Origin of the sequence: Actinoplanes sp. CA-252034, assembly GCF_050956125.1 — a bacterium.
GTDB lineage: Bacteria > Actinomycetota > Actinomycetes > Mycobacteriales > Micromonosporaceae > Actinoplanes.
The window spans coordinates 2,832,398-2,856,882 of the sequence record NZ_CP191846.1 but is presented as its reverse complement, the minus strand read 5'-3'; the positions used below and the strand labels follow the sequence as shown (position 1 = coordinate 2,856,882).

The 24,485-nt window shown below is 71.1% G+C and carries 22 protein-coding genes and 2 pseudogenes; 12 read left to right on the top strand and 12 right to left on the bottom strand.

Translation table 11 applies throughout. From position 1 onward, the window contains the following. Window positions 1-87: 87 nt before the first annotated feature. The gene (locus tag ACQPZW_RS12825) at window positions 88-2,265 is read left to right on the top strand and encodes an esterase-like activity of phytase family protein (protein WP_433795071.1); all 2,178 of its coding nucleotides are present in this window, start codon (window positions 88-90) and stop codon (window positions 2,263-2,265) included. A 4-nt stretch (window positions 2,266-2,269) separates the two neighbouring features. Here the strand turns inward: ACQPZW_RS12825 and ACQPZW_RS12820 are convergent, their stop codons facing one another. Further along, window positions 2,270-4,609, bottom strand: coding sequence for an ATP-binding protein (locus ACQPZW_RS12820; protein ID WP_433795070.1), 2,340 nt, complete (start codon window positions 4,607-4,609; stop codon window positions 2,270-2,272). A 129-nt stretch (window positions 4,610-4,738) separates the two neighbouring features. Between ACQPZW_RS12820 and ACQPZW_RS12815 the strand changes: the two genes are divergently transcribed. Next, window positions 4,739-5,344 carry a hypothetical protein gene (locus ACQPZW_RS12815; protein ID WP_433795069.1) on the top strand — a complete coding sequence of 202 codons (606 nt, stop codon included), beginning with the start codon at window positions 4,739-4,741 and terminating at the stop codon, window positions 5,342-5,344. A 96-nt stretch (window positions 5,345-5,440) separates the two neighbouring features. On the opposite strand, the gene tuf is transcribed toward ACQPZW_RS12815, so the two are convergent. The 3 genes from tuf to ACQPZW_RS12800 all read right to left on the bottom strand — a co-directional run bounded on the left by tuf (window position 5,441) and on the right by ACQPZW_RS12800 (window position 7,912). Continuing rightward, window positions 5,441-6,631, bottom strand: a complete 1,191-nt coding sequence (tuf, locus tag ACQPZW_RS12810; protein WP_433795068.1) for an elongation factor Tu — start codon at window positions 6,629-6,631, stop codon at window positions 5,441-5,443. A gap of 233 nt (window positions 6,632-6,864) precedes the next feature. Then, entirely contained in the window at window positions 6,865-7,476 is a 612-nt protein-coding gene (locus ACQPZW_RS12805) for a redoxin domain-containing protein (RefSeq protein WP_433795067.1), read from the bottom strand. A gap of 88 nt (window positions 7,477-7,564) precedes the next feature. Further along, on the bottom strand, window positions 7,565-7,912 hold the full coding sequence (locus ACQPZW_RS12800) for a nuclear transport factor 2 family protein (RefSeq protein ID WP_433795065.1): 348 nt from the start codon (window positions 7,910-7,912) through the stop codon (window positions 7,565-7,567). Window positions 7,913-8,195: 283 nt separating this feature from the next. Between ACQPZW_RS12800 and ACQPZW_RS12795 the strand changes: the two genes are divergently transcribed. Beyond that, window positions 8,196-8,828, top strand: coding sequence for a DUF4360 domain-containing protein (locus tag ACQPZW_RS12795; protein WP_433795064.1), 633 nt, complete (start codon window positions 8,196-8,198; stop codon window positions 8,826-8,828). A 6-nt stretch (window positions 8,829-8,834) separates the two neighbouring features. Here the strand turns inward: ACQPZW_RS12795 and ACQPZW_RS12790 are convergent. Further along, a pseudogene (locus ACQPZW_RS12790) lies at window positions 8,835-9,499 on the bottom strand (response regulator). A 189-nt stretch (window positions 9,500-9,688) separates the two neighbouring features. Further along, window positions 9,689-10,534 carry a sensor histidine kinase gene (locus ACQPZW_RS12785; RefSeq protein WP_433795063.1) on the bottom strand — a complete coding sequence of 282 codons (846 nt, stop codon included), beginning with the start codon at window positions 10,532-10,534 and terminating at the stop codon, window positions 9,689-9,691. Window positions 10,535-11,117: 583 nt separating this feature from the next. Here ACQPZW_RS12785 and ACQPZW_RS12780 point away from each other — a divergent pair. The 5 genes from ACQPZW_RS12780 to ACQPZW_RS12760 all read left to right on the top strand — a co-directional run bounded on the left by ACQPZW_RS12780 (window position 11,118) and on the right by ACQPZW_RS12760 (window position 14,670). Continuing rightward, window positions 11,118-11,828, top strand: coding sequence for an ABC transporter ATP-binding protein (locus tag ACQPZW_RS12780; protein ID WP_433795062.1), 711 nt, complete (start codon window positions 11,118-11,120; stop codon window positions 11,826-11,828). A 43-nt stretch (window positions 11,829-11,871) separates the two neighbouring features. Further along, a complete protein-coding gene (locus tag ACQPZW_RS12775; RefSeq protein ID WP_433795061.1) occupies window positions 11,872-12,618 on the top strand; it encodes a hypothetical protein in 747 nt (248 codons plus the stop codon). 47 nt (window positions 12,619-12,665) lie between these two features. Continuing rightward, window positions 12,666-13,226, top strand: coding sequence for a hypothetical protein (locus ACQPZW_RS12770; protein WP_433795060.1), 561 nt, complete (start codon window positions 12,666-12,668; stop codon window positions 13,224-13,226). A gap of 195 nt (window positions 13,227-13,421) precedes the next feature. Then, the gene (locus tag ACQPZW_RS12765; protein WP_433795059.1) at window positions 13,422-14,192 is read left to right on the top strand and encodes a CDP-alcohol phosphatidyltransferase family protein; all 771 of its coding nucleotides are present in this window, start codon (window positions 13,422-13,424) and stop codon (window positions 14,190-14,192) included. 154 nt (window positions 14,193-14,346) lie between these two features. Further along, a complete protein-coding gene (locus tag ACQPZW_RS12760) occupies window positions 14,347-14,670 on the top strand; it encodes a hypothetical protein (protein WP_433795058.1) in 324 nt (107 codons plus the stop codon). 19 nt (window positions 14,671-14,689) lie between these two features. Here the strand turns inward: ACQPZW_RS12760 and ACQPZW_RS12755 are convergent, their stop codons facing one another. The 4 genes from ACQPZW_RS12755 to ACQPZW_RS12740 form a co-directional block, all read right to left on the bottom strand. Continuing rightward, window positions 14,690-15,343, bottom strand: coding sequence for a hypothetical protein (locus tag ACQPZW_RS12755; RefSeq protein ID WP_433795057.1), 654 nt, complete (start codon window positions 15,341-15,343; stop codon window positions 14,690-14,692). A gap of 84 nt (window positions 15,344-15,427) precedes the next feature. Further along, a complete protein-coding gene (locus ACQPZW_RS12750) occupies window positions 15,428-17,131 on the bottom strand; it encodes a glycerol-3-phosphate dehydrogenase/oxidase (protein ID WP_433797522.1) in 1,704 nt (567 codons plus the stop codon). Next, window positions 17,128-18,645, bottom strand: coding sequence for a glycerol kinase GlpK (glpK, locus tag ACQPZW_RS12745; RefSeq protein ID WP_433795056.1), 1,518 nt, complete (start codon window positions 18,643-18,645; stop codon window positions 17,128-17,130). The genes ACQPZW_RS12750 and glpK (ACQPZW_RS12745) overlap by 4 nt, the downstream gene beginning before the upstream one ends. Beyond that, on the bottom strand, window positions 18,638-19,480 hold the full coding sequence (locus tag ACQPZW_RS12740; protein WP_433795055.1) for an MIP/aquaporin family protein: 843 nt from the start codon (window positions 19,478-19,480) through the stop codon (window positions 18,638-18,640). The genes glpK (ACQPZW_RS12745) and ACQPZW_RS12740 overlap by 8 nt, the downstream gene beginning before the upstream one ends. A 124-nt stretch (window positions 19,481-19,604) precedes the next feature. Between ACQPZW_RS12740 and ACQPZW_RS12735 the strand changes: the two are divergent. Beyond that, window positions 19,605-20,356, top strand: a pseudogene (locus ACQPZW_RS12735) (IclR family transcriptional regulator). Window positions 20,357-20,421: 65 nt separating this feature from the next. After that, the gene (glpK, locus tag ACQPZW_RS12730; RefSeq protein WP_433795054.1) at window positions 20,422-21,918 is read left to right on the top strand and encodes a glycerol kinase GlpK; all 1,497 of its coding nucleotides are present in this window, start codon (window positions 20,422-20,424) and stop codon (window positions 21,916-21,918) included. A 4-nt stretch (window positions 21,919-21,922) separates the two neighbouring features. On the opposite strand, the gene ACQPZW_RS12725 is transcribed toward glpK (ACQPZW_RS12730), so the two are convergent. Then, window positions 21,923-22,489 carry a hemerythrin domain-containing protein gene (locus ACQPZW_RS12725; protein ID WP_433795053.1) on the bottom strand — a complete coding sequence of 189 codons (567 nt, stop codon included), beginning with the start codon at window positions 22,487-22,489 and terminating at the stop codon, window positions 21,923-21,925. Between the two features lie 80 nt (window positions 22,490-22,569). After that, window positions 22,570-22,794 carry a zinc ribbon domain-containing protein gene (locus tag ACQPZW_RS12720; protein WP_433795052.1) on the bottom strand — a complete coding sequence of 75 codons (225 nt, stop codon included), beginning with the start codon at window positions 22,792-22,794 and terminating at the stop codon, window positions 22,570-22,572. Between the two features lie 239 nt (window positions 22,795-23,033). On the opposite strand from ACQPZW_RS12720, the gene ACQPZW_RS12715 reads away from it, so the two are divergent. Next, the gene (locus tag ACQPZW_RS12715; RefSeq protein ID WP_433795051.1) at window positions 23,034-23,381 is read left to right on the top strand and encodes an STAS domain-containing protein; all 348 of its coding nucleotides are present in this window, start codon (window positions 23,034-23,036) and stop codon (window positions 23,379-23,381) included. A 56-nt stretch (window positions 23,382-23,437) separates the two neighbouring features. Continuing rightward, window positions 23,438-24,460, top strand: coding sequence for a response regulator transcription factor (locus ACQPZW_RS12710; protein WP_433795050.1), 1,023 nt, complete (start codon window positions 23,438-23,440; stop codon window positions 24,458-24,460). Window positions 24,461-24,485 lie beyond the last annotated feature (25 nt).

Here is a 24,485-nt window from a genome sequence, read left to right as displayed (position 1 = left end):
CCCGCGTTCACCCGGTTCGCTGAACCGACGTCCGGGCCCGGCGTGGTGTTCATGTCCTGTTCGGACCGGCATCGCATGGTGCGGATCGTGGCTGACAAAGCGATTCTCGCGTCCGCGGCCGCCGTGATCCTCCTGGTTCCGGCGGCTCCGGCACACGCGACTCCCCCTTCCCCTGACCGGGCCTGTTCCACCGAGGCGTCGCTGCTCGGCTTCTCCGACGCGCTCGACAAGACGACCTTCGCGGGCACCCCGGTGGCCGGGCTGTCGGCGCTGGCGTCCACCGGCCGCGACCGCGCACTGGCGCTGGTCGACAACATCGGGACCACACCGGCCCGGGTCTACTCGCTCGACCTGGCCGAACCCGCGGTCACCGGCATCACCCTGCTGACCCGGGCCGACGGTACGCCGTACACCGGAAGTGATTTCGACGGTGAGGGTCTGATCGCCGAACCGGGCGGCCGGACCGTCCTGGCGAGCTCAGAGAGGGAGCCCTCGATCCGGCGGTTCCGGCTCAGCGACGGACGGGAGATCGCCGCGCTGCCCGTGCCGTCCCGGTTCCAGGTCACCCCGGCCGGTGAGGCCGCCGTCAACCAGACCTTCGAGGCGCTGACCGCGACACCCGACCACCGGGTGATCTTCGCGGGCATGGAGGGCGCGCTCTCCGCCGACGGCGCCGGCAACAACCGGATCATCCGGTACACCGGCCGGGCCGGTCGCGCCTACACGGTCGCTGAGCAGCTCGCCTACCGCACCGACCCGGGCCTCGGCCTGGTCGAGCTGGTGGCCCTCGGCGGCGACCGGCTGCTGTCGGTGGAGCGGGGCTTCACCGCGGGCGTCGGCAACACCGTCCGGATCTACCAGGTGTCGGCGACCGGCGCCCCGGACGTCACCGGCGTGACGTCGCTGTCGACGGTCACCGACCCGCGCACCTGGCTGGGCAAACGGCTGATCGCCGACATCGCGAACTGCCCGTCCGCCGGTGCCACCGCCAAGCAGCCGCAGCCGAACCCGCTGCTCGACAACATCGAGGCCGCCACGCTCGGCGGCACGCTGCCCGGTGGCCGCCGGGTGCTGCGCCTGCTCTCCGACGACAACGGCAGCGCCACCCAGATCACCCGCCTTTACACGCTCGCCGTGACGATCCGGCCCGAGGCGACCCTGCAGAGCCGGGCCATCCTGTCGGCGACCGCCTACCAGCCGGGGCCGGTCTCCGGCACCCAGCTGTCGACCACGCCGGTCAACGGGATCGCCGCGCCGTTCCCGGGGCAGCCCGTCCCCGGCTTCTCGGCGGTGCTGCCGCTCTCCGGCGACCGGCTGCTCGCCATGCCGGACAACGGGTTCGGCGCCAAGAACAACTCGGCGGACTTCCTGCTCCGCGCCTACGACATCACGCCCGGCTACCGGCGTCACACGGTGAAGGTCAACGGGTTCATCAGCTTCCGGGACCCGGACCGCAAGGTGCCGTTCCCGATCGTCAACCAGAACACGGCGGACCGGCTGCTGACCGGCGCCGACTTCGACATCGAGTCGCTGGCCCGGGACGCGCGGGGCGACCTGTGGATCGGGGACGAGTTCGGGCCGTACCTGATCAAGGTGGACCGGACCGGGAAGGTGCTGCAGGCGCCGATCCCGCTGCCCGACGGCGGGAAGTCGCCGCAGTCGCCGGACCTGGCCGCCGGCGAGACCGCGACCGTGCCGGCCAGCCGTGGCTTCGAGGCCCTCGCCGCGAGCCGGGACGGCCGGACGCTCTACCCGATCCTGGAGGGCGCCCGCACCGACGACACGAACCAGCGCCGCCGGATCGTCTACGAGTTCGACGTGCGCGCCAACCGCTACACCGGCCGCACCTGGACGTTCCTGGTCGACGACCCGTCGCTGCTGGTCGGGGACGCGGCCGTGCTCGACGGCAGGCGGCTGCTGCTGATCGAGCGCGACAACGGAATGGGACCGCAGTCGGTGGTGAAGCGCCTGGTCGTCACGGACCTGGACTCCGCCGCCACGGACGGGACGCTGCCCCGGCGTACCGCCGTCGACCTGATGCGCATCGCCGACCCGAAGGGCGTCTCCACCCCGGCCCGGCCCGGCGAGTACGGCGTGGGCGAGCTGTTCTCGTTCCCGCTGCAGTCGGTCGAGTCGGTGCTGCCGCTCGGCGGCAACCGGGTGCTGGTCGCCAACGACAACAACTTCCCCGGCAACGACGGCCGCATCCCGGGCCGTGCCGACGACACCGAGTTGATCGTCATCGACGTGCCCGGCCTGCGCTGAGCCGTCAGTCCGGGGGCGACTGCCTCTGCCCGGCCAGCCAGCCGGCCACCTGCGTCCGTGAGGTGAACCCGAGCTTGCTCAGCAGGTTCTCCACGTGCCCCTCGGCGGTGCGCTGCGCCACCACCAGGCGGGTCGCGATGTCCCGGTTGCTCAGCCCCTCGGCGATCAACCCGGCGACCTCGCGCTCCCGCCTGGTGAGCCGGAGACCGGCGGCGACGTCGGTCTGCGGCTCCGGCGCCCGGTCCCGCGGCTGTCTCTCCACCGCCGTCGCGATCGCCTCGGCGGTGGAGAGCTCGGAGCCGCGCCGGACGGCCGCCGAGAACGCGTCCGTGCCGAGCCGCGACCGGACCTGCTCCACCACCTCGTCGTGCCAGGTCTGCAGGACCCGGAACGGCGCCAGCGACGTGTGCATCTCCTGCCACATCCGCCGGGAGACCCCGAGCAGCGTGGCGGCCCGCTGGTCCCGGTGCTGGCGGGCGGCGATCCAGGCCAGCGACTCCACGCCCAGGCCGACGGCGAACTGCTCGCCGTCGACGGCCTTGCCGACCGCCAGGCACTCCTTGGCCGCCGCGGTGGCGCCCGCCTGGTCACCGTCGCGCCAGCGCAGCACGCTCAGCGCCCACAGGCCGAACGACTGCCACCACACCTCACCGGTGGCCGCGCCCAGATCCATCGCCGCGATCAGATCCGGATAGCCGCTGGACGGCTCATCGGCGAGACCCCGGCACAGGCCCAGGACGATCAGCGTCCACAGCTCGCCGTTGCGGATGTTCAGCTCACGGAACGCGACGAGGGCCCGCTCCAGCAGCGGCAGCGCCTGCTCGTAGTCGCCGGGCCACAGCTTGAAGACGCCCTCGATCAGCGGCAGGTACGCCCGCTCCGGCGACGCCGGCAGGGTGTCCGCCAGCGCTACGGCCTCGGCCAGCAGCGGGCCGGCCCGGTCCGCGTCGCCCTGGATGCCGGCGATCCACGCGGCGACCCGCAGAGCCTTCACCCGCGTCCAGTGCCGGGGCGCCGGCATCGCCAGGGCCCGATCGAGCCAGTGCCGGCCCTCGGAGAAGTAGCCCCGGACGAACCAGTGGTTCTGCAGGTCGGCGGCGAACCTCAGCGCGGTCTCCGGCGGGCCCTGCGTGGTCGCGTGCTCCAGCGCCACCCGCAGGTTGGCGCGCTCGTGGCGCAGCCGCTCCATCACGGCGGTCTGCTGCGGGCCGACCCAGATCCGGTCCGCGTGCGCCGCGAGGTCGGCGAACCAGCGGCAGTGTCGGCGGGCCATCTCCTCCTGCTCACCGGCCGTGACCAGCTCGGCGGCACCGTACTCGCGGGTCACCTCGAGGATCCGGTAGCGGGCCGTGCCGTTCCCGGCCCGGATCAGCACCGACTTCTCCACCAGCGAGCCCAGCACGTCCAGGACCGTGTCGACCGGCAGCCGGCCGTCGGCGCAGACCGCCTCGACGGCGTCGAGCTCGAAGCCGCCGGAGAACACCGACACCCGGGCCCAGAGGATGCGCTCGGCCTCGGAGCAGAGGTCCCAGCTCCAGTCGATGAGGGCGCGCAGGGTCTGCTGCCGCGGGGGCGCGGTCCGGGCGCCGGTGGTGAGCAGCCGGTACCGGTCGGTCAGCCGATCGAGGATCTGCTCCAGCGACAGCACCCGCAGACGGGCCACGGCCAGCTCGATCGCCAGCGGCACGCCTTCGAGGGCCCGGCACAGCCGTACGATCGTGGCGCAGTTGTCCTCGGTGACCCGGAACTCGGGCAGAATCGCGGTGGCCCGGTCGACGAAAAGCCCCGCTGACTCGTATTTTTGCAGGTCACCGGGGTTGCAGGCGTCCGTGGGGCCGGGCACCGACAGGGGTTGCACGGCCAGGTTGGCCTCGCCGTCGACGCGCAGCGCCTCCCGGCTGGTGACCATGACGCGCAGCTCGGGGCAGGACCGCAGCAGTGTCTCGGCCAGTGCGGCGCAGGCGGCGACCAGGTGCTCGCAGTTGTCCAGGATCAGCAGCATCTGCCGGTCGGCCAGGAAACGCGCGAGCCCGGCCGGGTCCAGGCCGGTCATGTCCTCGTGCAGGCCCAGCGTCTCCCCCACGGTGACCGCGACGAGGTCCGGGTCGCGCAGCTCGGCCAGCCCGACGAACCAGACCCCGTCGGGGAAGGCGCGGCGCAGGTCGGCGCCGACCCGCTGGGCGAGCCGCGTCTTGCCGACTCCGCCGGGGCCGGTCAGCGTGACCAGCCGGCTGGTGGACAGCATGCGCCGGATCCCGGTCACCTCCTGCCGCCGGCCGACGAAGCTGGTCAACTCGGCGGGGAGGTTCCCGGCCCTGCCGCGCGCGGACGTGGCGGTACCCATAGAGGCACGGTAGTTGGGTCGGCCGGTGAGATCCACGTAGTGATCCGGGTACTTTCCCCGTGTTCGCGGAGGAGCCCGGTCGAGCATCATGGGCGGCTGCACGCGTCCTCGATCGCAAAGGAGTCCGGCATGGGCCGCCACGCCGCCGACCGGACGGCGCCCGGCTCCGGCCCCGGCTTCCGGGGAGACCCGGCAGGACGCCGGCTTCCACGGCACGCCGACCTGTTCACGCCGGCGCCCGGTACGGCCGCGCCACACCGTGCGGAGGCGTTCGAGCGGCTGGTCGAGCCGCACCTGCCCGCGCTGCGCGCCTACGTGCTGCGGCACACCGGTGGCGACGAGGCGGCCGCCCACCTGATCGTCGACGAGACGCTGTTCCGGGCGGCCCACGAGCGGGCACGTCATCCGCGGCGGGCGCTGGGCGTCCGGCCGTGGCTGATGCTGACCGCCCGTAACGTGCTGCGCGACGGGGAACGGCGCGCCCCCGCCGGGCACGACGACCGGCCCCCGGCGGACCCGCCGCCCGCCACCACGATCGTCGCGGCGATGCGGGAGCTGACGCCGGACAACCGGGATCTCATCGTGCAGACCTTCTACGGCGGCGCCTCCCTGGAAGACCTCGCGGCCGACCGGGGCGTGCCGATCGCGAAGGTCAAGTCCGACCTGTTCTTCGCCATGCACGCCGTCCGGGCCGTGCTCGACCAGCAGGTGACCGACCGGCACGGGGTCCGCTGAGCGGAGGGGGCACCCGATGCCGACGCGAGCGCCGGACCGCCCGGCCGCGGCCCGAAAGGGTGCGCCCTGGATCGGGCACACCCTTTCAGCGCCGGCTCAGTCGAGGACGGCGAGCACCGTGCCGGCCGCGACCGTGCGGTTGCCCTCACGGACGGCGAAGCCCATGCCGGCCTCCAGGGCGATCGGCTTGCCCAGGGTGACGGTCACCTCGTCGAGCGTGTCGCCGGGCATGACGAGGTCGAGGCCGCCCAGGTCCATCCCTCCGGACACATCGGTCGTGTGGAAGTAGAACTGCGGACGGTAGTCGGCGGCGAACGGCGTGTGCCGGCCACCCTCGGCGCTCGTCAGCGCGTACACCCGTGCCGTGAAGACCCGGTGGGGCCGCACGCTGGACGGCGCGGCAAGGACCTGGCCGCGCTGCACCTGCTCGCGCTTGACCCCGCGGAGCAGGACGGCGGCGTTGTCGCCGGCCTGCGCCGACTCCAGGATCCTGCCGAACGTCTCCAGGCCGGTGGCGACGCTGGCGACTCCCGCACCGAGGCCGACCACCTCGACCGGGTCGCCCACGCGAAGCTCACCACGCTCGACCTTGCCGGTGACGACCGTGCCCCGGCCGCTGATCGACAACACGTTCTCGATCGGCATCAGGAACGGCTCGCCCAGCTCCCGCGGCGGGATCGGCACGTAACCGTCCACCGCGTCGAGCAGCTCGGCGATCGAGTCGACCCAGCGCGGGTCGCCCTCGAGGGCCTTGAGCGCGCTCACGCGCACCACGGGCACCTCGTCGCCGGGGAAACCGTAGCCCGACAGCAGCTCACGGACCTCCAGCTCGACCAGGTCGAGCAGCTCCGGGTCGTCGACGGCGTCGCTGAAGTTGAGAGCCACCACGAGGTACGGCACACCGACCCGCCGGGCCAGCAGCACGTGCTCCCGGGTCTGCGGCATCGACCCGTCCTGGGCCGACACGACGAGGATCGCGCCGTCCACCTGCGCCGCACCGGTGATCATGTTCTTCACGTAGTCGGCGTGGCCGGGCATGTCGACGTGGGCGTAGTGGCGGGACGCGGTCTCGTACTCGACGTGGGAGATGGTGATGGTGATGCCGCGCAGCGCCTCCTCCGGCGCCTTGTCGATCCCCTCGAACGCGACGTACCGGTTGGAGGCCGGGTCGCGGTCGGCGAGGACCTTGGTGATCGCGGCGGTCAGGGTCGTCTTGCCGTGGTCGACGTGACCCATCGTGCCGATGTTGAGGTGCGGCTTGTCACGGACGAACTGGCTCTTGGCCATGGTGGGTTTTCCTCACTGGATGCGAGGCAGATAGGTGACGCGCGAGCCCGATGCCAGCCGGGCAGCGCCAGAACCACGCATGGAGCAGCGACCCCTCCCCTGGGTTCTGCTGCTTACGGGAAGGGGTCAGAGTCGCGAATCGGCACGCACGGGAGCCACCGCGGGGGGCAGCTGCAGACCGGGCGTGAACATGTCGTCGAATCTAGGACCCGTCGTCGATCAGCGCGACCGATTTAGCGCCGGCCGCCCGTCGGCGAAGGCGCGGTCGATGCGACCCCGAGCGCGCGAACCGCCTCGGCGACCCGGGCGGCCGGCAGCGGGTCGAGCCAGTTGGGGCGGACCTCGGCGAAGCGGACCAGGCCGGCCCGGTCGACGACGATCGTCGAGGCGAACGGCAGCACCGACCGGCCGGTGCCGAGCGGCTTGTCGGCGCCGGGGCTGGTGAAGCCGATCCGCAGCGCGTCGATGAGCACGTGACGCGGGTCGGCGGCGACGAGGAACGGCAGCTCGTCGCGGTGCTTGAGGGCGGCGAGGCGGCCGGGGGCCTGCGGGCTGACCGCGATGAGATGAGCGCCGAGGTCGGTGAGGGCGGGCTCCAGGTCGGTCGCGTAGGACCGGAGCAGGTCCTCGCACCAGGCCGAACCGGCGTAGCGGATGAACACCAGCACCAGGGGGCCGGTGTCGAGGAGCCGGTCGAGGTGGATCGGCCCGAGGTCGACCTCGTAGAGCGGCTGGATCGGCAGCCGGTCGCCCACCGTCACCATCCGCTTCCAGATCGCGTTGCGGTCGAGAAGCTGCCGGAACGCCTCGCCGTCGACCCGCCGCAGGTCATGCACGGTCGTCATGATGTCTCCCATCGTTGATGCGGTCATCATAACCCATCAAACACATAGGATATATAGGGGACGGGCCCCGGGTGGGGCCCGCCACCCGTCAGGCGACCGGCCGGCTCACGTCCCAGTGCTCCACGATCAGGCCGTCCACGAAGCGCCAGATGTCGACGACGTCCTCGTTCGGCCCCTCGGCCGGAATCAGGGTGTAGTGCGCCACCACGAACTCGGCGTCCGCGATGACGTGCTGGATCTCGATCTGCGCGCTCGCGATCGGCGAGTTGACGATGAACTCGATCCAGGCGTCCCGCCCGGGTGGGGCGCCGACGGTGTGCGAGACGAAATCCTCTCGGATGATCTCCCGGAGCACCTCGATCTCCCCGGCCGCGAACCGGCCGAACGCATCGAGGAACCGTCTCTTGTTCTCTTCCGCGGGGTCGATGTCAGTCATGCCCTCACCGTGACATCGGCACGGTCCGCTGTCGAGGCTCCTAGCATTGATCCGATCGATCCGTGCCGGGTTTGCCAAAGTCTGCCCAGAAAGCCGGGCCGCGTGCGCCCGGACGGGCAGATTAGGCGTTCCGACCCCCACCGGCAGGCGTTTCCCTCGTGCTAACTCCTGCGCTGTCCAACTGGCGAATCGTACGTTTCTTCAAGCGCATCCGGCGGACGGAAGTCTGTCCGCGGCGCGCATTTCCGTACCCATTCCCGCGCACCATTTCAGGAGGCACCCGATGCTGAACGCGATCGCCGCCGGAACCATGCTGCTCTCGACCCTGGGCGCGCCCGCCGCCGCAACGCATACCGTCTCCCCGCCGGACGAGGACATGACCATCTCGGTGGTGTCGACGAACGGATCCGGCTGTCCCAAGGGCAGCGCCACGGTCGACGTCTCCCCCGACAACAAGGCGTTCACCGTCTCGTACAGCAAGTTCGTCGCCCAGGTCGGCCCGCAGTCCGGCCCGCTCGACTACCGCAAACAGTGCCAGATCGCGCTGAACGTGAGGATCCCCAACGGCTACACCTACGGGATCGCGCGCGCCGACTACCGCGGATACGCCCGGCTGGAGGAGGGCGCCACCGCGTCCGAGACGGCGTTCTACTACTTCCAGGGCATGTCCAAGACCGGCGTCAGCAAGTACCAGTTCAACGGATTCATGGACGACTCGTGGCAGGTCACCGACGAGGTGGAGGTGGAGGCGGTCACCTGGCTGCCGTGCGGTTCCTCGCGCTATCTGAACATCAACACCGAACTGAAGGTCAACCGCGGCTGGTCGAACAAGACCACCACCAGTTTCATCACGATGGACTCGTCCGACCTCAATCTCGACACCATCTATCGGGTCGTCTGGCAGCAATGCCCGTAGGACCTCTCAGCGCGGACGAACCAGTCCGGCGTTGAAGGCGGCGATCACCAGCTGAGCACGATCGCGGGCGGACAGTTTCGCGAGCAGATGCGTGATGTGCGTCTTCACCGTCTTCACCGAGATCACCAGGGCGGCAGCGATCTCATCATTGGCGAGACCGTTTCCGATCAGCGCGAGAACCTCCACCTCGCGCGGAGTGAGCCGTCGCAGCGCCCCGGCCGGACGTTCCGGCCGGGGCGCGGCCACATAGTGGGCGACCAGCCGCGTCAGGATCGACGGCGCGAACAGCGACTCCCCCGGCACGTCCGCCGCACCGCGTCGACCAGGTCCTCCGGGCGGGCGTCCTTCAGCAGGAACCCGGACGCGCCGGCCTGCAGCGCCTCATACACGTACTCGTCCAGCTCGAACATGCTCAGCACCAGCACACGGGTGCCGGTCAGCATCGGGTCGGCGCAGATCCGGCGGGTCGCGGTCAGCCCGTCCAGGCCGGGCATCCGCACGTCCATCAACACCACATCGGGGCGGGTGGCCCGGGCCCGCACCACCGCCTCGGCGCCGTCCCCGGCCTGCCCGACAACTTCAAGATCGGGCTGATGTCCGATGACGACCGCGAGACTGCGCCGCAGCAGCGGCTGATCGTCGACAAGAAGAACCCTCAGGGGTACGGCCACCGCTCCCTCGACCGCATCCTCGCCGCCCCCGGCTTCGCCGCTACCGCCCACCATCACCCCACCCATGCCACGCAACGCCCCTTCACCACTCCACCACGCCGCCCCAAGCGCAAGACCGCGGCGGGCTCTCCGGTCTGCCTGGCGCCCGTTCCGACGGTCCCGAGGCCCGCCACAGAGCGTGCGGCGTCGTCACGTGGGCTCGTCGGGGATGCGGGCGACCAGATGGAAACCGCCGTCGACACGTTCGGTGGTGAGCGTGCCGCCGAGGCTGCCGACCCGCTCGCGGAGGCCGGCCAGACCGTGACCCGCGCCCGGAGTCGCCCGCCAGCCGCTGACGGGGCCGCTGTCGGAAACGCTCACCACGACGTAAGGGCCGTCCCGGCGCACTCGAACCCCCACGTCGGCCGGTCCCGCGTGACGGGCCGCGTTGGCGAGTCCTTCACGGACCGTGCGGCACACCGCCACCTGCACACCCGGAGTCACCTCGCCCAGGCCGCCGCTGGTGAGATCGACCCGCAGCCCCGTGGCACGCGCGGACCGGACGATCTCCGGCAGCGCTTCCAGTCCCTCGACCGGCGCGCGCGGCCCGGGCGCGGCCGGATCACGCAGAACGGTCAGCATCCGGCGCAACTCGGCAGTGGTCTCCCGGCTGGCGGCCTCGATGTCGTCGAGCGCCGCCCGCATCTGATCGGGCTCCGGCTCGAAGCGGGTGGCGGCCACCCGCACGGTGATCAACCCGAGTCCGTGCGACACCAGATCGTGCAGGTCACGGGCGATCCGCAGGCGCTCAGCGAGGACCGCCTCGGTGGCCGCCCACTCGGTGAGGCGGCGTTCGTACTCCGTGCGGTCGGCCCGCCACCGGCGCACCGCCCAGACCGCTGCGGTGATCGCCCCACCACCGATCAGCACCGGAATCACACGGGCCGCCGGCCCCTCCGCACCGACCGTGCACATCGCCATGATCACGACGGCGACGACCACCAGGACGACCGGAACCGCCCGGCTACGCCAGGCCGGCCGCTCGAACACGTTCACCGCTAAGACTGTAATTCTCCGACCAGGGTCGTAGACCCGACCACCCACCGTGACGGACGTCCGTCAGCCGCGCAGGACGAGGCGCGGCGGTGGCAGACATACAGCCGAAGACCGAACGCGAAGACCGAACGCGAAAGGTCCGACGCAATGGCGAATGCAAGAGCGGAACACGAAGGCCGTACGCAAGGGCCGGACGTTGGGGGCCCGCGCGCGAGGGCCGGACGTTGGGGGCCCGCGCGCGAGGGCCGGACGTTGAGGGCCCGCGCGCGAGGGCCGGACGTTGAGGGCCCGCGCGCGAGGGCCGGAGGGGTAAGAGACAAGGGCCGGGCGCAAGGCGCCGGGCGCAAGGCGCCGGGCGCAAGAGGCCTGGCGCAAGGGCCGAACGCAAGACGCCGAACGCAAGACGCCGAACGCAAGGCGCCGGACGCAAGGCGCCGGACGCAAGGCGCCGGAGGCCTTGCGATGAGCGCGTTGACCGGGGACGAGGGCGAAGCGGGGGGCTCGGACCTGGGTCGTAGGGGCGGGCGGGAAAGCCGGAGCACGGTCCGATGTGTTCCAGGGCGGGCGCGGCTTGACTGGGGCGATGATCACGATCGAGGGTGTGAGCCGGGTTCGAGGGCGGGCCCGGATCCTGCATGAGGTGAGTTTCACGGCGCGGCCGGGGCGGGTCACCGGGTTTCTCGGGCCGAACGGGGCCGGCAAGACGTCCACGCTGCGGGTGCTGCTCGGGCTGGACCGGCCGCAGGGTGGGCGGGCCCTGGTCGACGGTCGGCGGTACGCCGAGTTGGCGCGCCCGCTCACCGTGGTGGGGGCGCTGCTGGACGGCAGCGGGGCGCACCGGTCGCGGACGGCCCGGGCGCATCTGCGCTGGATGGCGGCGAGCAACGGGCTGCCCAAGGGCCGGGTGGACGAGGTTCTGGAGCTGGTCGGGCTGGCCGGGGAGGCCGGGAAGCGGGCCGGGCGGTACTCGCTGGGCATGAGCCGCAGGCTGGGGCTGGCCGCCGCACTGCTCGGGGATCCGCCGGTGCTGATCCTGGACGAGCCGGTGAACGGTCTCGACCCGGCCGGGATCCGGTGGATGCGGGCGTTCCTGCGCGACAGCGCCGCCGACGGGCGGACCGTGCTGCTCTCCAGCCACCTGATGGGTGAGCTGGCCGAGACCGCCGACGACGTGGTGATCATCGATCACGGCGTGGTGGTGGCCGATGGGACGCTGGCCGAGGTGGTCGGCGAGCACGCGACGCTGGAGGACGCCTTCCTGGCCCGGACCGCCGACGAAGGGGTGGCGTGGTGAGGCGGGCACGACCGGCCCGGACCGCCGACGAGGGGGTGGCGTGGTGAGGCAGGTACGGGCGGAACTGGGCAAGTTGCTGAGTCTGCCGACCGCCTGGGTGGGCCTCGTGCTGGGGCTCGTGGCGGCGCCGGCGCTCGCGCTCCTGAGCGCCCGCGGAACCCGGAAGGCGATTCAGGAGGGGTTCCATGCGGATCCGTCGGACGCGGTGTTCCAGCCGTTGGGCATCGGCCTGCTCGGCGCGCTGATCCTCGGTGTGGTGGTGGTGAGCAGCGAGTACACGTCGACCGGGGAGGACTCGCCGGGGGCCCGGCAGCTGCAGGCCACCCTGGCGGCGATGCCCCGCCGGGGGCGTCTGGTCGCGGCGAAGGCCGTGGCTCTGAGCCTGCTCGTGGCGGTGCAGGGGGCGATCACCGCGGTGGCGACCCTGGCTCTGACCCGGGTGGTGCTCGGCGATCTGGTGCCCTCCCCCTCACCGGGCCGGGCCGCGGCCGCGGTTCTCTACTGGGTGCTGATGGGCCTGCTCGCGTACGCCCTGACGCTGATCTTCCGGAACGGGATCATCACGCTCACCGTGCTGATCGTGAACATCTCGGTGGTGTCGGTGTCCTACCTGCTGACGAAGGTGACGCCGCTCGCCGCGTACCTGCCGGACATCGTGGGGGCGCACATGTTCCTCAACGAGGTGGGTGACGTGCGCATCGCCCCGCTCACCGCCGGCGTGGTGATGACCGCCTGGGTGGCCGCGCTACTCGGACTGGGCGCGTGGATCTTCGAGCGGCGCGAGCCGTGACCGACACAAAGCGAGCCGTGACCGACACAAAGCGAGACAAGCGGATCATGACCGACACAAAGCGGATCGTGATCGGGGCGGCGCGGGCCGAGGTGGTCAAGCTGGCCACTCTGCCGTCCCTGGCCCTCACCGTGGCGCTGACGTGGGCGGTCACCGCGCTGGTGCGGCTGGCCGACCCGGCTCGCGGCGTGGTCCCGTACGCCCAGGTGGGTGTGTTGATCCTGGGGGTGCTGGCGGCCGGTCACGAGTATCAGGGTGGCGGGCAGATTCGGGCGACGCTGCTGGCCGTGCCGCGACGGCCGCTGCTGGTGGTGGCGAAGATCGTCGCGCTGGTGCCGGTGGGTGGCTTGGCGGTCCTCGGCGCGGCGCTGCTGGCGGGCGAGGCCGGCGCGACCGGCGGGCTGTTGGTGGATCTGCTGCTGGCGGCGGGTGTGGGGACGATCATGCGGCATCCGGTGGGAGCCACGGCTGTCGTGCTCACGGCGTACGAGATGGTCGTGCCCCTGGTCCGCGCCCACCTGCCGGAGGTCGCGCTGCCGCCCGCACCGGTCTGGGCGGCAGCGGTGGTGACCATCGCGGCAGTGATCTTCTGCCGCCGCGAGGCTTGAGGACTGGTGATCCTTGACGTCCCGGTGTTGAATTCCGGGCAAGGCGGGGGCCCCCTTACGTGCATGTGTCATTCACCGGCACACCCCCGCGCTGTTACACCTCGAGGAGTTATAACGATGGCGCAGCGCCCATCGCTCGCGGAAGTCCGCGAGCGCACCTATAAACGCCGGGATGCCTGGTGGACCGTGTGGCTGGTGGATCCACTGGCCGGTCCGCTGGTGCGGCTGGTGGCGCCGTGGAAATGGGCTACGCCGAACTTCCTGTCGCTGGCGGCGTTCGTGGTGGGCCTGGGTGCCGCGGCCTGCTTCTGGCAGGGTGAGTACCCGTGGCTGGTGGCCGGCGCGGTCCTCTTCCATCTGGCTTTCGTGCTCGACTGCATGGACGGCAAGATCGCCCGGCTGAACGGGACCGGCTCGATCTTCGGCAGTTGGCTGGACTACGTCTTCGACCGGCTGCGGGTGATGACGTGCGCGCTGGCCATGTTCGGCGGGCAGTGGCACCTGACGGGCAACACCGTCTACCTGTGGCTGGCCACCGCGGTGATCTTCCTGGACATGTTCCGCTACCTGAACGCGCTGCAGATGCAGAAGGTGAAGCTGACCATGAAGGAGAAGCTGCTGGAGGCCACCGGCGTGGTGGCGACCGACTACGTGGAGGAGACCGACGACGAGGTCGTGGAGCAGGACGACCCGGAGAAGGCCCGGGTCGACGTGCACGGTGACTTCCGCAAGCAGTTCGGCCTTTTTCTGCAGATTCGCAACTTCCTGCTGCGCCAGCGCATCCGGGTGCACGTCTTCAGCGGCATCGAGTTCATGATGTTCGTCTTCATCGTGGGCCCGCTGATCAACCAGATCGTGGTGGTGACCATCGTGTCCGGCGTGCTGCTGCTGGCGTTCGAGTCGCTGCTGGTCTTCAAGCTCTGGACCACGACCAGGACGTTCCACAGGAGACTGGCCACCCTCTGACGGCCACACCCGACGAAGCCCCGGCGGTTCTCCGCCGGGGCTTTCTCATGGGCCGGAGCCTCTTCACTTCCGGGAACCGGCGAACGGCCGCCTTTCGCCCGTTTTGTCCATATACTGGGCGCGGACCGGCCGGACGGACGAAATGAGGAGAAGCATGTCGAACGCTACGAACCAGCACATCCGGACGACCGGCTGGCTGGTGGCCGAGCTCCACCGGATCCGCGACGTCCTGGCCGTCCTGCCGCTGCCCGACGAGACCGCCGCCAAGGCGCACCGGGACCTCGGCGAGGCCGAGATCATGCTGCTCGAAGCGGACCCCGACCGGCGGCGGCTCGGCGGCACCCTGGAGCGCCTGACGCTCGTGCTCGCCGCCTCCGGTGCGCTCGACCATGCCGGCCAGGCCCTGCGCGGCCCGCTCGGCACCCTCGCCGATTGGAGCGGAGACCCGGCCGGTACGGTCCACCAGTTGCTGGCCTGAGCGAGGGCGAGCCGACGGGTCAGGCGTTGGTGACCCAGGCCCCCGACGGGTCCACGATGATGTTCTGACTCTGCCGCTCGCCGGAGACGAAGTCGATGACGCACTGGTAGGAACCGGCGCCCGCCTCGTCGACGTCGACGGCCGAGCAGGTGGCCGAGTCGACCTCGGCGTCCGAGCCGTCGGCGTTCCGGAAGTTGCCGCTCTCGGTGATGCTCTCCTGCAGCCACGCCGCGTCGAGCGCGTCCACCTCAACGGCGGACTCCTCGGTGGGCTCGACGACGGCCACCACCTCCTTGGCCGGCACGGCCGGGGCGCTCGCCGCCGGAGCGCTCGCGGCCGCGGCCGGGGCGGCGGTGACCGGCTGGGTGGCGGACTTCGCCGCGCCCATCGAGGTCATGGCCCCGATGATGCCGCCGACCGCCCACACCACCGCGAGTGTGATGCCGAACGTGACCCAGTACTTGTTGGTGGGGAATCCGGCATTCCTGGCCTTGCTGGAACGGCGGGCCGCCGAGATCGCACCGAACAACCCGAAGATCGCGGTGAACGCGACGACCGGCCCGACTCCCGGTACCTTGAACTGCGGCACCGACGGGTACGCCTGCGGCGGGGGCGGGTAGGCGCCGGCCGGCTGCTGCGGGTACGGGGTGGTGGGGTTGAACTGAGTCGTCATCTCGGGGCCCATCCGTGGTAGGAAACACGCTTGCGCCCTGAGTGATCGGCCCGGACCGACCACGGTTGAGACAACCTCCAAACGTCAGACGACGCGGACCGGGACCACATCGGGGGCTCCGAGACGGGCGGCGTCGGCCGTCTCGTCGTCCTGCTGCTCCTGGGAGGCGCGCTCCGCCTCCACCCGCAGGCGGTAGTTCTCCACCTCGCGCTCCCGCTGGGACTCCGTCCAGCCGAGGACCCGGCCCATCAGCTCGGCGGCGTGCGGGGCGGCCACCACGCCCCGGTCGAACGTCTCGATCGAGATCCGGGTACGCCTGGTCAGCACGTCCACCAGGTGCCGGGCGCCCTCGGCGGCGGCCGCGTAGACGAACTCGGCCCGCAGGTAGTCGTCGGCGCCCTCGATCGGGCGGCCCAGATCGGGATCGTCGCGGATCAGGTCGAGCAGCTCGTGGATCAGCGAGCCGTACCGGCCGAGCAGGTGCTCGACCCGGGCCACGTGCAGGCCCGACTCGGCGGCCAGCAGGCCCCGGCGGTTCCACAGTGCCGGGTAGCCGTCGGCGCCGACCAGCGGCACCCGGTCGGTGACCGAGCGCGGCACACTGCGGGCCAGGCTGTGCACACACGCGTCGACGGCGTCCTTCGCCATCACCCGGTACGTGGTGTACTTGCCCCCGGCCACCACGACGAGCCCCGGGACCGGGCTGCTGACCGAATGCTCCCGGGACAGTTTCGACGTCGACTCGGACTCGCCGGACAGCAGCGGCCGCAGACCCGCGTAGACGCCCTCCACGTCGGCCCGCTCCAACGGCCGGGCCAGCACCTTGTTGACCTCGGTGAGCAGGTAGTCGATGTCCTTCGCGGACGCGGCCGGATGTGCCTTGTCCAGGGACCAGTCGGTGTCGGTGGTGCCGACGATCCAGTGCCGGCCCCACGGGATCACGAACAGCACGCTGCGCTCGGTCCGCAGGATCAGGCCGGTCGACGAGTGGATGCGGTCCCGGGGCACGACCAGGTGGATGCCCTTGGAGGCGCGGACGTGGAACTGGCCGCGCGACCCGACCAGGGACTGGGTGTCGTCGGTCCACACCCCGGTCGCGTTGATCACCTGGTGGGCGCGGATCTCGTACGTCCGGTCGTGTTCGAGGTCGTGTACCCGTACCCCCGTGACCCTCTCGCCCTCCCGGAGGAAACCGACCACCTCGGCCCGCGTCGCGACGTGGGCTCCGTGGGAGGCCGCGGTCCTGGCCAGGAACATGGTGTGCCGGGCGTCGTCCACCTGCGCGTCGTAGTACTGCAGGGCCCCGACCAGCGAGTCCCGGCGCAGCGCGGGGCAGGCGCGCAGCGCACCGCGACGGGTGAGATGCCGGTGCCGGGGAAGCGATCCGGACAGGGCCATCGTGTCGTAGAGGGTGACGCCGGCGCCCGCGTAGACCCGCTCCCAGGCGCGGTGCTTGAGCGGGTAGAGGAACCGGACCGGCCGGGCCAGGTGCGGCGCGAGCCGCTGCAGGATGAGCCCCCGTTCCCGCAGCGCCTCGCGCACCAGCCCGAAGTCCAGCATCTCCAGATAGCGCAGACCCCCGTGGATGAGTTTGCTGGACCGGCTGGACGTGCCGGAGGCGAGGTCGCGCGCCTCGACGAGCCCCACGGTCAGTCCCCGTGTGACCGCGTCGAGCGCGCACCCCGCCCCCACCACTCCCCCGCCGATCACCAGCACGTCGACCTCGGTCGCGGACAGCGCTTCGAGGGCGGCGTCCCGGTAGGCAGGCGAAAGAGCAGTCATGATCAGTCCACGTCCACCCAGTCGAGGGTCCGCTGCACCGCCTTCTTCCACTTCCCGTAACCGTCTTCGCGCTGTTCCCCCGACCAGGTGGGCTGCCAGCGCTGCGACTCGTTCCAGTTCTCCCGCAGCTCGTCGGTGTTCTTCCAGAAGCCGACCGCGAGACCGGCGGCGTAGGCCGCGCCCAGGGCGGTGGTCTCGGCGACGACCGGCCGGCTGACCGGCACACCGAGCACATCGGCCTGGATCTGCATGCACAGGTTGTTGACGGTGATGCCGCCGTCGACCTTCAGCACGTCCAGGGTGACACCGGAGTCCTGGGCCATCGCGTCGACGACGTCCCGGGTCTGGTAGCAGATCGACTCCAGGGTGGCCCGGGCGATGTGCGCGTCGGTGTTGAACCGGGACAGGCCGACGATCGCGCCGCGGGCGTCCGAGCGCCAGTAGGGCGCGAACAGGCCGGAGAACGCCGGGACGAAGTAGACGCCCCCGTTGTCCTCGACCCGGGCGGCCAGGGACTCGCTCTCCGCCGCCGAGTTGATGATGTGCAACTGGTCGCGCAGCCACTGCACGGCCGAGCCGGTGACCGCGATCGAGCCCTCCAGGGCGTAGACCGGCGCCGCGTCGCCGAACTTGTAGCAGACCGTGGTGAGCAGCCCGTTCTCCGAGCGCACCAGGTTGGTCCCGGTGTTGAGGAGCATGAAGTTGCCGGTGCCGTAGGTGTTCTTGGCCTCGCCGGGGCTGAAGCACACCTGCCCGACGGTGGCCGCCTGCTGGTCGCCGAGGTCGCCGGTGAGCGGGACGTCGCCGCCGATCGGGCCGCTGATGTGCGCGGTGCCGTAGCCGTTCGGGTCCGACGACGGCCGAATCTCCGGAAGCATCCGCCTCGGGATGTCGAAGAACGACAGCAACTCGTCGTCCCAGTCGAGGGTCTCCAGGTTCATCAGCATCGTCCGGCTGGCGTTGGTCACGTCGGTGACGTGGTTGCCGCCCTCCTTGCCGCCGGTGATGTTCCACAGCAGCCAGCTGTCGGTGTTGCCGAAGAGGGCGTCACCGCGCTCGGCCGCCTCGCGGACCCCGTCGACGTTCTCCAGAATCCACTGGATCTTGCCGCCGGAGAAGTAGGTGGCCGGCGGCAGCCCCGCCTTGCGCCGGATGGTCTGGCCACGCTCATCACGATCAAGAGCGGAGGCGATCCGGTCGGTACGGGTGTCCTGCCACACGATCGCGTTGTAGTAGGGCCGGCCGGTCCGCCGGTCCCAGACGACCGTGGTCTCCCGCTGGTTGGTGATCCCGACCGCGGCCAGGTCACTCGCCGACAGGTTGGCCTTCTGCATCGCCGTCCGCACGACGGTGACGGTCCGGTCCCAGATCTCGATCGGGTTGTGCTCGACCCAGCCGGCCCGCGGCAGGATCTGCTCGTGCTCCAACTGGTGCCGGGCCACCTCGTTGCCGCCATGGTCGAAGATCATGAATCGGGTGCTGGTGGTCCCCTGGTCCACTGCGCCCACGAAGTCAGCCACGGGTCGCCTCCACTTCTGCCTCGTCTCTCGGTGTCGGGGCACGTCCCACCTCCGGCGGCTCGGCCGACGGCAGGAAGCGTCCGATCAGAGTCTGGTACAGCCCGGCGCCCACGATGCCACCGACGATCGGCCCGACGATCGGGATCCAGAAGTAGAGATACCCCGTCTGGTCGCGGAACGCGCCCCCGTAGCCGGTCAGGAAGCTGGCGAGTCGTGGGCCGAAGTCACGGGCCGGGTTGATCGCGTAGCCGGCGTTGGTGCCCCAGGCCATGCCGATCGCGACCACGAGCAGGCCGACCACGACCGGGCCCAGGTTGGCGGCCGGTGGATTGTTGGCCATGTCGGACAGCGCCAGGATGACGAAGAGCAGGATGGCCGTACCGATGATCTGGTCCCGGAAAGCGCCCCATTCGCTCACCGGGAGCGTCCCGTTGCCGGGAAGCGTCGAGAAGACGCCCTGCGTCTTGATCGTCAGGTCCGGGTCGGCGGCGCGCAGCACCTCGGTGTAGTTCCAGCGCACCAGCAGCGCGGCCACGAACGCGCCGAGAGTCTGTGCGATCGCGTAGGGCGCCACCTTCCGCCAGGAGAAGCCCTTGAAGACGGCGAGCGCGATGGTCACCGCCGGGTTCAGATGCGCGCCGCTGATCCGCGCCGCGACGTAGACGCCGAGTGTCACGCCCAGGCCCCAGGCCCAGGCGATGCTGTCGTGGTCCCCGATGCCGGCGGCGGCGACCTGCGCCACCACCCCCACGCCGAAAAGAATGAGAATCATGGTGCCGGCGAACTCCGCCGCGAGCTCCCCGGCGAGTCCTGGAGTCTTGAATCGTGTAGCCATGCTCCCTCCTCTGCTAGATGCCCTGGACGCTATGAAGGGGTCCGGGAGGGGGCAATGAACACCGGTCGGCATTGTCGAACATCGACCACTGCGAGTCGTCACACAGTGGCATAGAGTCCGAAACATGCCCGGGACGGTGCAGTCCATCGAGCGAGCGGCCGCGATCCTGCGGACGCTCGCCGGTGGCCCGGGCCGTCTCGGGCTCACCGAGATCGCCCGCACGCTGGACCTGGCCAAGGGCACCACCCACGGCATCCTGCGCACCCTGCAGCTGGTCGGGTTCGTCGAGCAGGACCGGGTCTCCGGGCGGTACCAGCTCGGTGGCGCCCTGCTGCACCTGGGCACCAGCTACCTCGACATCAACGAGCTGCGTTCCCGTTCGATCAACTGGGCCGACCCGCTCGCCGCCCGCAGCGGGGAGGCCGTCCGGATCGGCACCGTCCTGGAGGGCCGGGTCCTCGTCGTGCACCACGTGTTCCGGCCCGACGACACGTTCCAGACCCTCGATGTGGGCGCCCTGCTGCCGCTGCACGCCACCGCGCTCGGCAAGGTCCTGCTGGCCTACCGGGCCGGTGGCCCGGTGCCCGACCTGGAGACCTTCACCCGGCTCACCCTCACCGATCCGCGTGCGCTCGCCACCGCCCTCGAGGGGGTACGCGACGCCGGCTGGGCCGGTGAGGTCGAGGAGCTCCTGCTCGGGCAGGCGGCCGTGGCGGCGCCGATCCGTGGCTACGGGGGCTGGTGGTCGGCGCGATCGGCATCTCCGGCCCGGTCGACCGGGTCTGCGACAGCCGCTACCGGCCCCGGCCGCACCTCGTCGGCTTCGTCCGCGACGCCGCCCGCGCGATCTCCCGCGACCTGGGGGCCACCAGATGACCTCCCTGAAGGTGTCCCCATGACCTCCCTGAAGGTGTCCCGATGACCTCCCTGGAGGTGTCCCGATGACCGACAGATACGTCGTCGCCATCGACCAGGGCACCACGTCCACCCGGTGCATCGTCTTCGACCGTCGCGGGCAGCTCGTCTCGCTCGCCCAGCAGGAGCACAAGCAGTATTTTCCCCGGCCGGGCTGGGTGGAGCACGACGCCATGGAGATCTGGCGCAATGTGGAGCGCCTCGCGCCCCGGGTCCTCTCACGGGCCGGGATCAGCCTCGATCAGGTGGCCGCGGTCGGCATCGCCAATCAGCGCGAGACGACGGTCATCTGGGATCGCCTCACCGGGGCTCCGGTGGGCCGGGCCATCATCTGGCAGGACACTCGGACCGACGGTCTGGTGCACACGCTGATCGACACCCCCGGGTCCTCGGAGATCTCCGCGATCTCGGGCCTGCCGTTGGCGACGTACTTCTCCGGTCCACGGTTGCGGTGGATGCTCGACCACACCCCCGGGCTCCAGGACCGTGCCGAACGCGGCGAGGTGCTCTGCGGCACGATGGAGACCTGGCTGATCTGGAACCTGACCGGCCGCACCCAGCACGTCACCGACGTCACCAATGCCAGCCGCACCATGCTCCTGGACGTGCGGTCCCTCGACTGGTCCCCGCGGGCGCTCGACTTCTTCGGCATCCCCCGCGCGATGCTGCCGGCGGTGCGGCCGTCCATCGGCGGCTTCGGCACCGCGTCGGAGGGATTCCCGGGGGTACGGATCGGCGCCGCCCTCGGCGACCAGCAGGCGGCCCTCTTCGGGCAGACCTGCTTCACCCCGGGCGAGGCCAAGTGCACGTACGGCACCGGCAGCTTCCTGCTCCTGAACACCGGCACCGACCTCGTCCGCTCCGACAACGGGCTGCTCAGCACGGTCGCCTACCAGATCGCCGGCGAACGGGCCGTCTACGCGCTGGAGGGCTCGATCGCGATCACCGGCTCGCTGGTCCAGTGGTTCCGCGACCAGCTGGAGCTGATCTCCAGCGCGCCCGAGATCGAGACCCTGGCGCGGACCGTGGCCGACAACGGCGGCTGCTACATCGTCCCGGCGTTCTCCGGGCTCTACGCCCCCTACTGGCGCAGTGAGGCGCGTGGTGTCATCGTGGGCCTGACCTCGTACATCACCAAGGGTCACCTGGCCCGCGCGGTGCTGGAGGCGACCGCCTGGCAGACCCGCGAGGTGGTCGACGCGATGAACGCCAACTCCGGCCTCACCCTGACGACGCTGAAGGTGGACGGCGGGATGACCGCCGACAACCTGCTCATGCAGATGATCGCCGACGTGCTGGACGTGCCGCTGGTCCGCCCGCTCGCCGTGGAGACGGTGTCGCTGGGCGCCGCCTACGCGGCCGGCCTGGCCGTCGGCTACTGGCCCGACCTCGACGGCCTGCGCCGCAACTGGCACATCGCCGGCCAGTGGATGCCGGCCATGGACCCGGCGGTGCGCTCCACCGAGTACGCCAACTGGCGCCGCGCGGTGGAGCGCACCTTCGACTGGATTCAGCCGGCCTGACCGGTCACTTGGTGGCGCGGCCGCTCAGCTTGTCGCGCAGCCGGTCCACCAGGCCCACCCCGGGGCCGACCAGCTTGTGGAAGAGCTCGCTGTTCGGCGCGCCCGGATGCGGACGGGTCGGCGCCAGCTTCTTGGCGGTCTGCACCTTGCCGGCCAGCTCGACCAGCTCCTCGTGCGGCACCACACGGCGCAGCTTGGGGAACTGCTCGTCCTCCTCGTCGTGCACGTGGTCGGTCAGCAGCTCCTCGAGCTTGCGCAGCGCGAGGTCGAACTCGAGGCCGGAGACGTCCAGGTCCTCCAGCCGCTTCATCGTCTCCTCGAGCTCCTTGTGCTCCTCGATGTCGTGCTCGACGGCCTTGTCACCGTCGTCGAGGTACTTGCGCATCACCGGGTAGACGTACATCTCCTCGGCCACGGCGTGGCGCACCAACTCGCTGATCGCGGTGTCGGTGAGATCACGCCGGATCATCGGGTCGGCCACCGCCCAGATCTCGCCGATCAGGGCGGTGACATCACGGTGGTCGTTGACGAGGACGTCGATCACGTCCCCGCCGTTCTGCGGGCTCGTCACGGTTGCCTCCCCGGAGGTGGGTGCGTTCGGTTGACACCCGGCTACCCGCCCGGCCCGTGAATATGCCCGCCGGCCGCGGGTCAGGCGGCGACCAGGCGCGGGTCGGCCTTGCGGAAGCCCTGGCAGTGGCCGCAGACCATGTAGTAGCTCGCCGGCTTCACCGGGAACAGCGGGATGAAGAACAGGGTGAACCTCGTGGTCCGGCGCAGCAGGTGCTGGGGCGCCTGCCAGCCGCAGATCTCGCAGTTCATCACCCGGGCACCCATCGGATGGTCCTTGCTTCGCAATCCGAACAACAGGAACACCGGTCTCTCCTCACCTCGCGGACTCGCTCGTCCTATGGTCTTACCCACCGGCAAGCGGGGTACGTGCCGCCGCTCCGGAAACAGCGCCCGGCGGCATCGGGTGGCCGCCGGGCGACCTCCTCCTGACGGCGCTCGCGCGCGCCGTGCGACCGGTGGTGGATGGGAGTTTCTTCCGATGTACCGGGCCGGTCGCTCTCGGTAGCGTCGCCGGCAGGGCAACAACGGGGTGGGGAGGGCGCGTGCAAGACCACATGGTGGACCTCACCGTGACCGTGGAACGGACCGGCCGCGGCGAGCTGCTCGTCGGGGTCTCCGGTGAGCTGGACATCCGGACCGCCTCGCCGATGCTGCGCACGATCGGCGGCCTGCTGGGCGAGGACGAGTTCGAGATGCTGCGGCTCAACCTGTCCGGGATCGAGTTCTGTGACCACGCGGGGCTGCGGGCCCTGCACGCGCTCGAGGTGGCCGCCGGCCCCGATCGGGTACGGATCGTGGCCGCCCACCCGTCGGTCGACGTCATCCTGCGGCTCTGCGGCATCACCACGTTCCTCGGGCACCCGGCCGGTGCGGCGACGCGCACCGGCTGATCGGCCGACCCCGGGGGAGCCTGTCCGGGGCCGGCCGGGCGACACATGATGGACGGGTGGGCCTACCTCCCGCCGGTGGGCGGATCACGGCCGAGATCCTCGGGATCGCGGCGACACGGGCCGGCGTACGGCAGCGGGCCGAGGCGCTGATCGAGGCGCTGCGCCCGGTGCTGCGACACGACGCGGCCTGGGTCAGCCTGCTCGATCCGGAGCGGTGGCTGCAGCAGCCGGTCACCACGGTCGGCTACCCGCACCGGGTGGGCGGCTATCTGGCGTCGCCCGCGTTCATGACCGAGGTGGAGCGGGTCGGCATGCACCGGGGCCGGCGCCCGATCCGGGTGGTCGACTCTCCGGTGCACGTCTCCGAGCTACCGGTGTGGGTCGACTACTTCGAGCCGTCGGGGCTGGCCGAGGGCGTGTCGATCCCGATCGTCACCGCCGACGGCCGCTATCTGGGTCTGCTCGGCTCGCACACCGAGTCGGCGGAGCCGCTGAGCGACGAGTCGCTGGATCTCCTGGTCGCGCTCACGCCGCTGATCGCGCACGTGGTCGACCCGCTGCGCACGCTGACCACACTGGCCGGGATGGTGTCCGACGCGCGGGCCGGCGTGGTGCTGACCCGCGCGGGGCGCACCGAGGAGCTGCCGGGACTGCCGGGCGTGGCCGAGCTCGGTGTGGACTCGGCGACGCTGCTCCTGGTCGGATCGCTGCTGACGCCGGGCCGCGCGTGGGCGCGGTTCCTGGTGCCGGGCGAGGACCCGTCCGGGCGCGGCACCCTGCTCCAGGTGACGGTGCTGGCCTGCCCGCCGGAGCCGCCCGGACACCACCGGGCCATGGTGCTGATCGGGCCGCCGCCGGAGACGTACGGCCTGACCCCCCGCGAGCTGCAGGTGCTCGGGCTGCTGGTGGAGGGCCGCAGCAACGCGGGGATCGCGGGCGCCCTGCGGATCACCGCCCGGACGGCGGTCGGGCACCTGGAGCACATCATGCTGAAGCTGGGGGCGGAGTCACGCACCGCGGCGGCGGTCCGCGCCGATCGGCAGGGCCTCTACGTCCCGGCCGGCTTCTTCGGGATCTGATCGGCGGGCTGCCGGACGTGACGGG

Coding starts and splice junctions, on each gene's coding strand:
- ACQPZW_RS12760 (WP_433795058.1), top strand. CDS start 14,347: ATGTCGAACGCTACGAACCAGCACATCCGGACGACCGGCTGGCTGGTG.
- ACQPZW_RS12795 (WP_433795064.1), top strand. CDS start 8,196: ATGCTGAACGCGATCGCCGCCGGAACCATGCTGCTCTCGACCCTGGGC.
- ACQPZW_RS12740 (WP_433795055.1), bottom strand. CDS start 19,480: ATGGCTACACGATTCAAGACTCCAGGACTCGCCGGGGAGCTCGCGGCG.
- ACQPZW_RS12780 (WP_433795062.1), top strand. CDS start 11,118: ATGATCACGATCGAGGGTGTGAGCCGGGTTCGAGGGCGGGCCCGGATC.
- ACQPZW_RS12815 (WP_433795069.1), top strand. CDS start 4,739: ATGGGCCGCCACGCCGCCGACCGGACGGCGCCCGGCTCCGGCCCCGGC.
- glpK (WP_433795054.1), top strand. CDS start 20,422: ATGACCGACAGATACGTCGTCGCCATCGACCAGGGCACCACGTCCACC.
- tuf (WP_433795068.1), bottom strand. CDS start 6,631: ATGGCCAAGAGCCAGTTCGTCCGTGACAAGCCGCACCTCAACATCGGC.
- ACQPZW_RS12755 (WP_433795057.1), bottom strand. CDS start 15,343: ATGACGACTCAGTTCAACCCCACCACCCCGTACCCGCAGCAGCCGGCC.
- ACQPZW_RS12800 (WP_433795065.1), bottom strand. CDS start 7,912: ATGACTGACATCGACCCCGCGGAAGAGAACAAGAGACGGTTCCTCGAT.
- ACQPZW_RS12805 (WP_433795067.1), bottom strand. CDS start 7,476: ATGACGACCGTGCATGACCTGCGGCGGGTCGACGGCGAGGCGTTCCGG.
- ACQPZW_RS12770 (WP_433795060.1), top strand. CDS start 12,666: ATGACCGACACAAAGCGGATCGTGATCGGGGCGGCGCGGGCCGAGGTG.
- ACQPZW_RS12820 (WP_433795070.1), bottom strand. CDS start 4,609: ATGGGTACCGCCACGTCCGCGCGCGGCAGGGCCGGGAACCTCCCCGCC.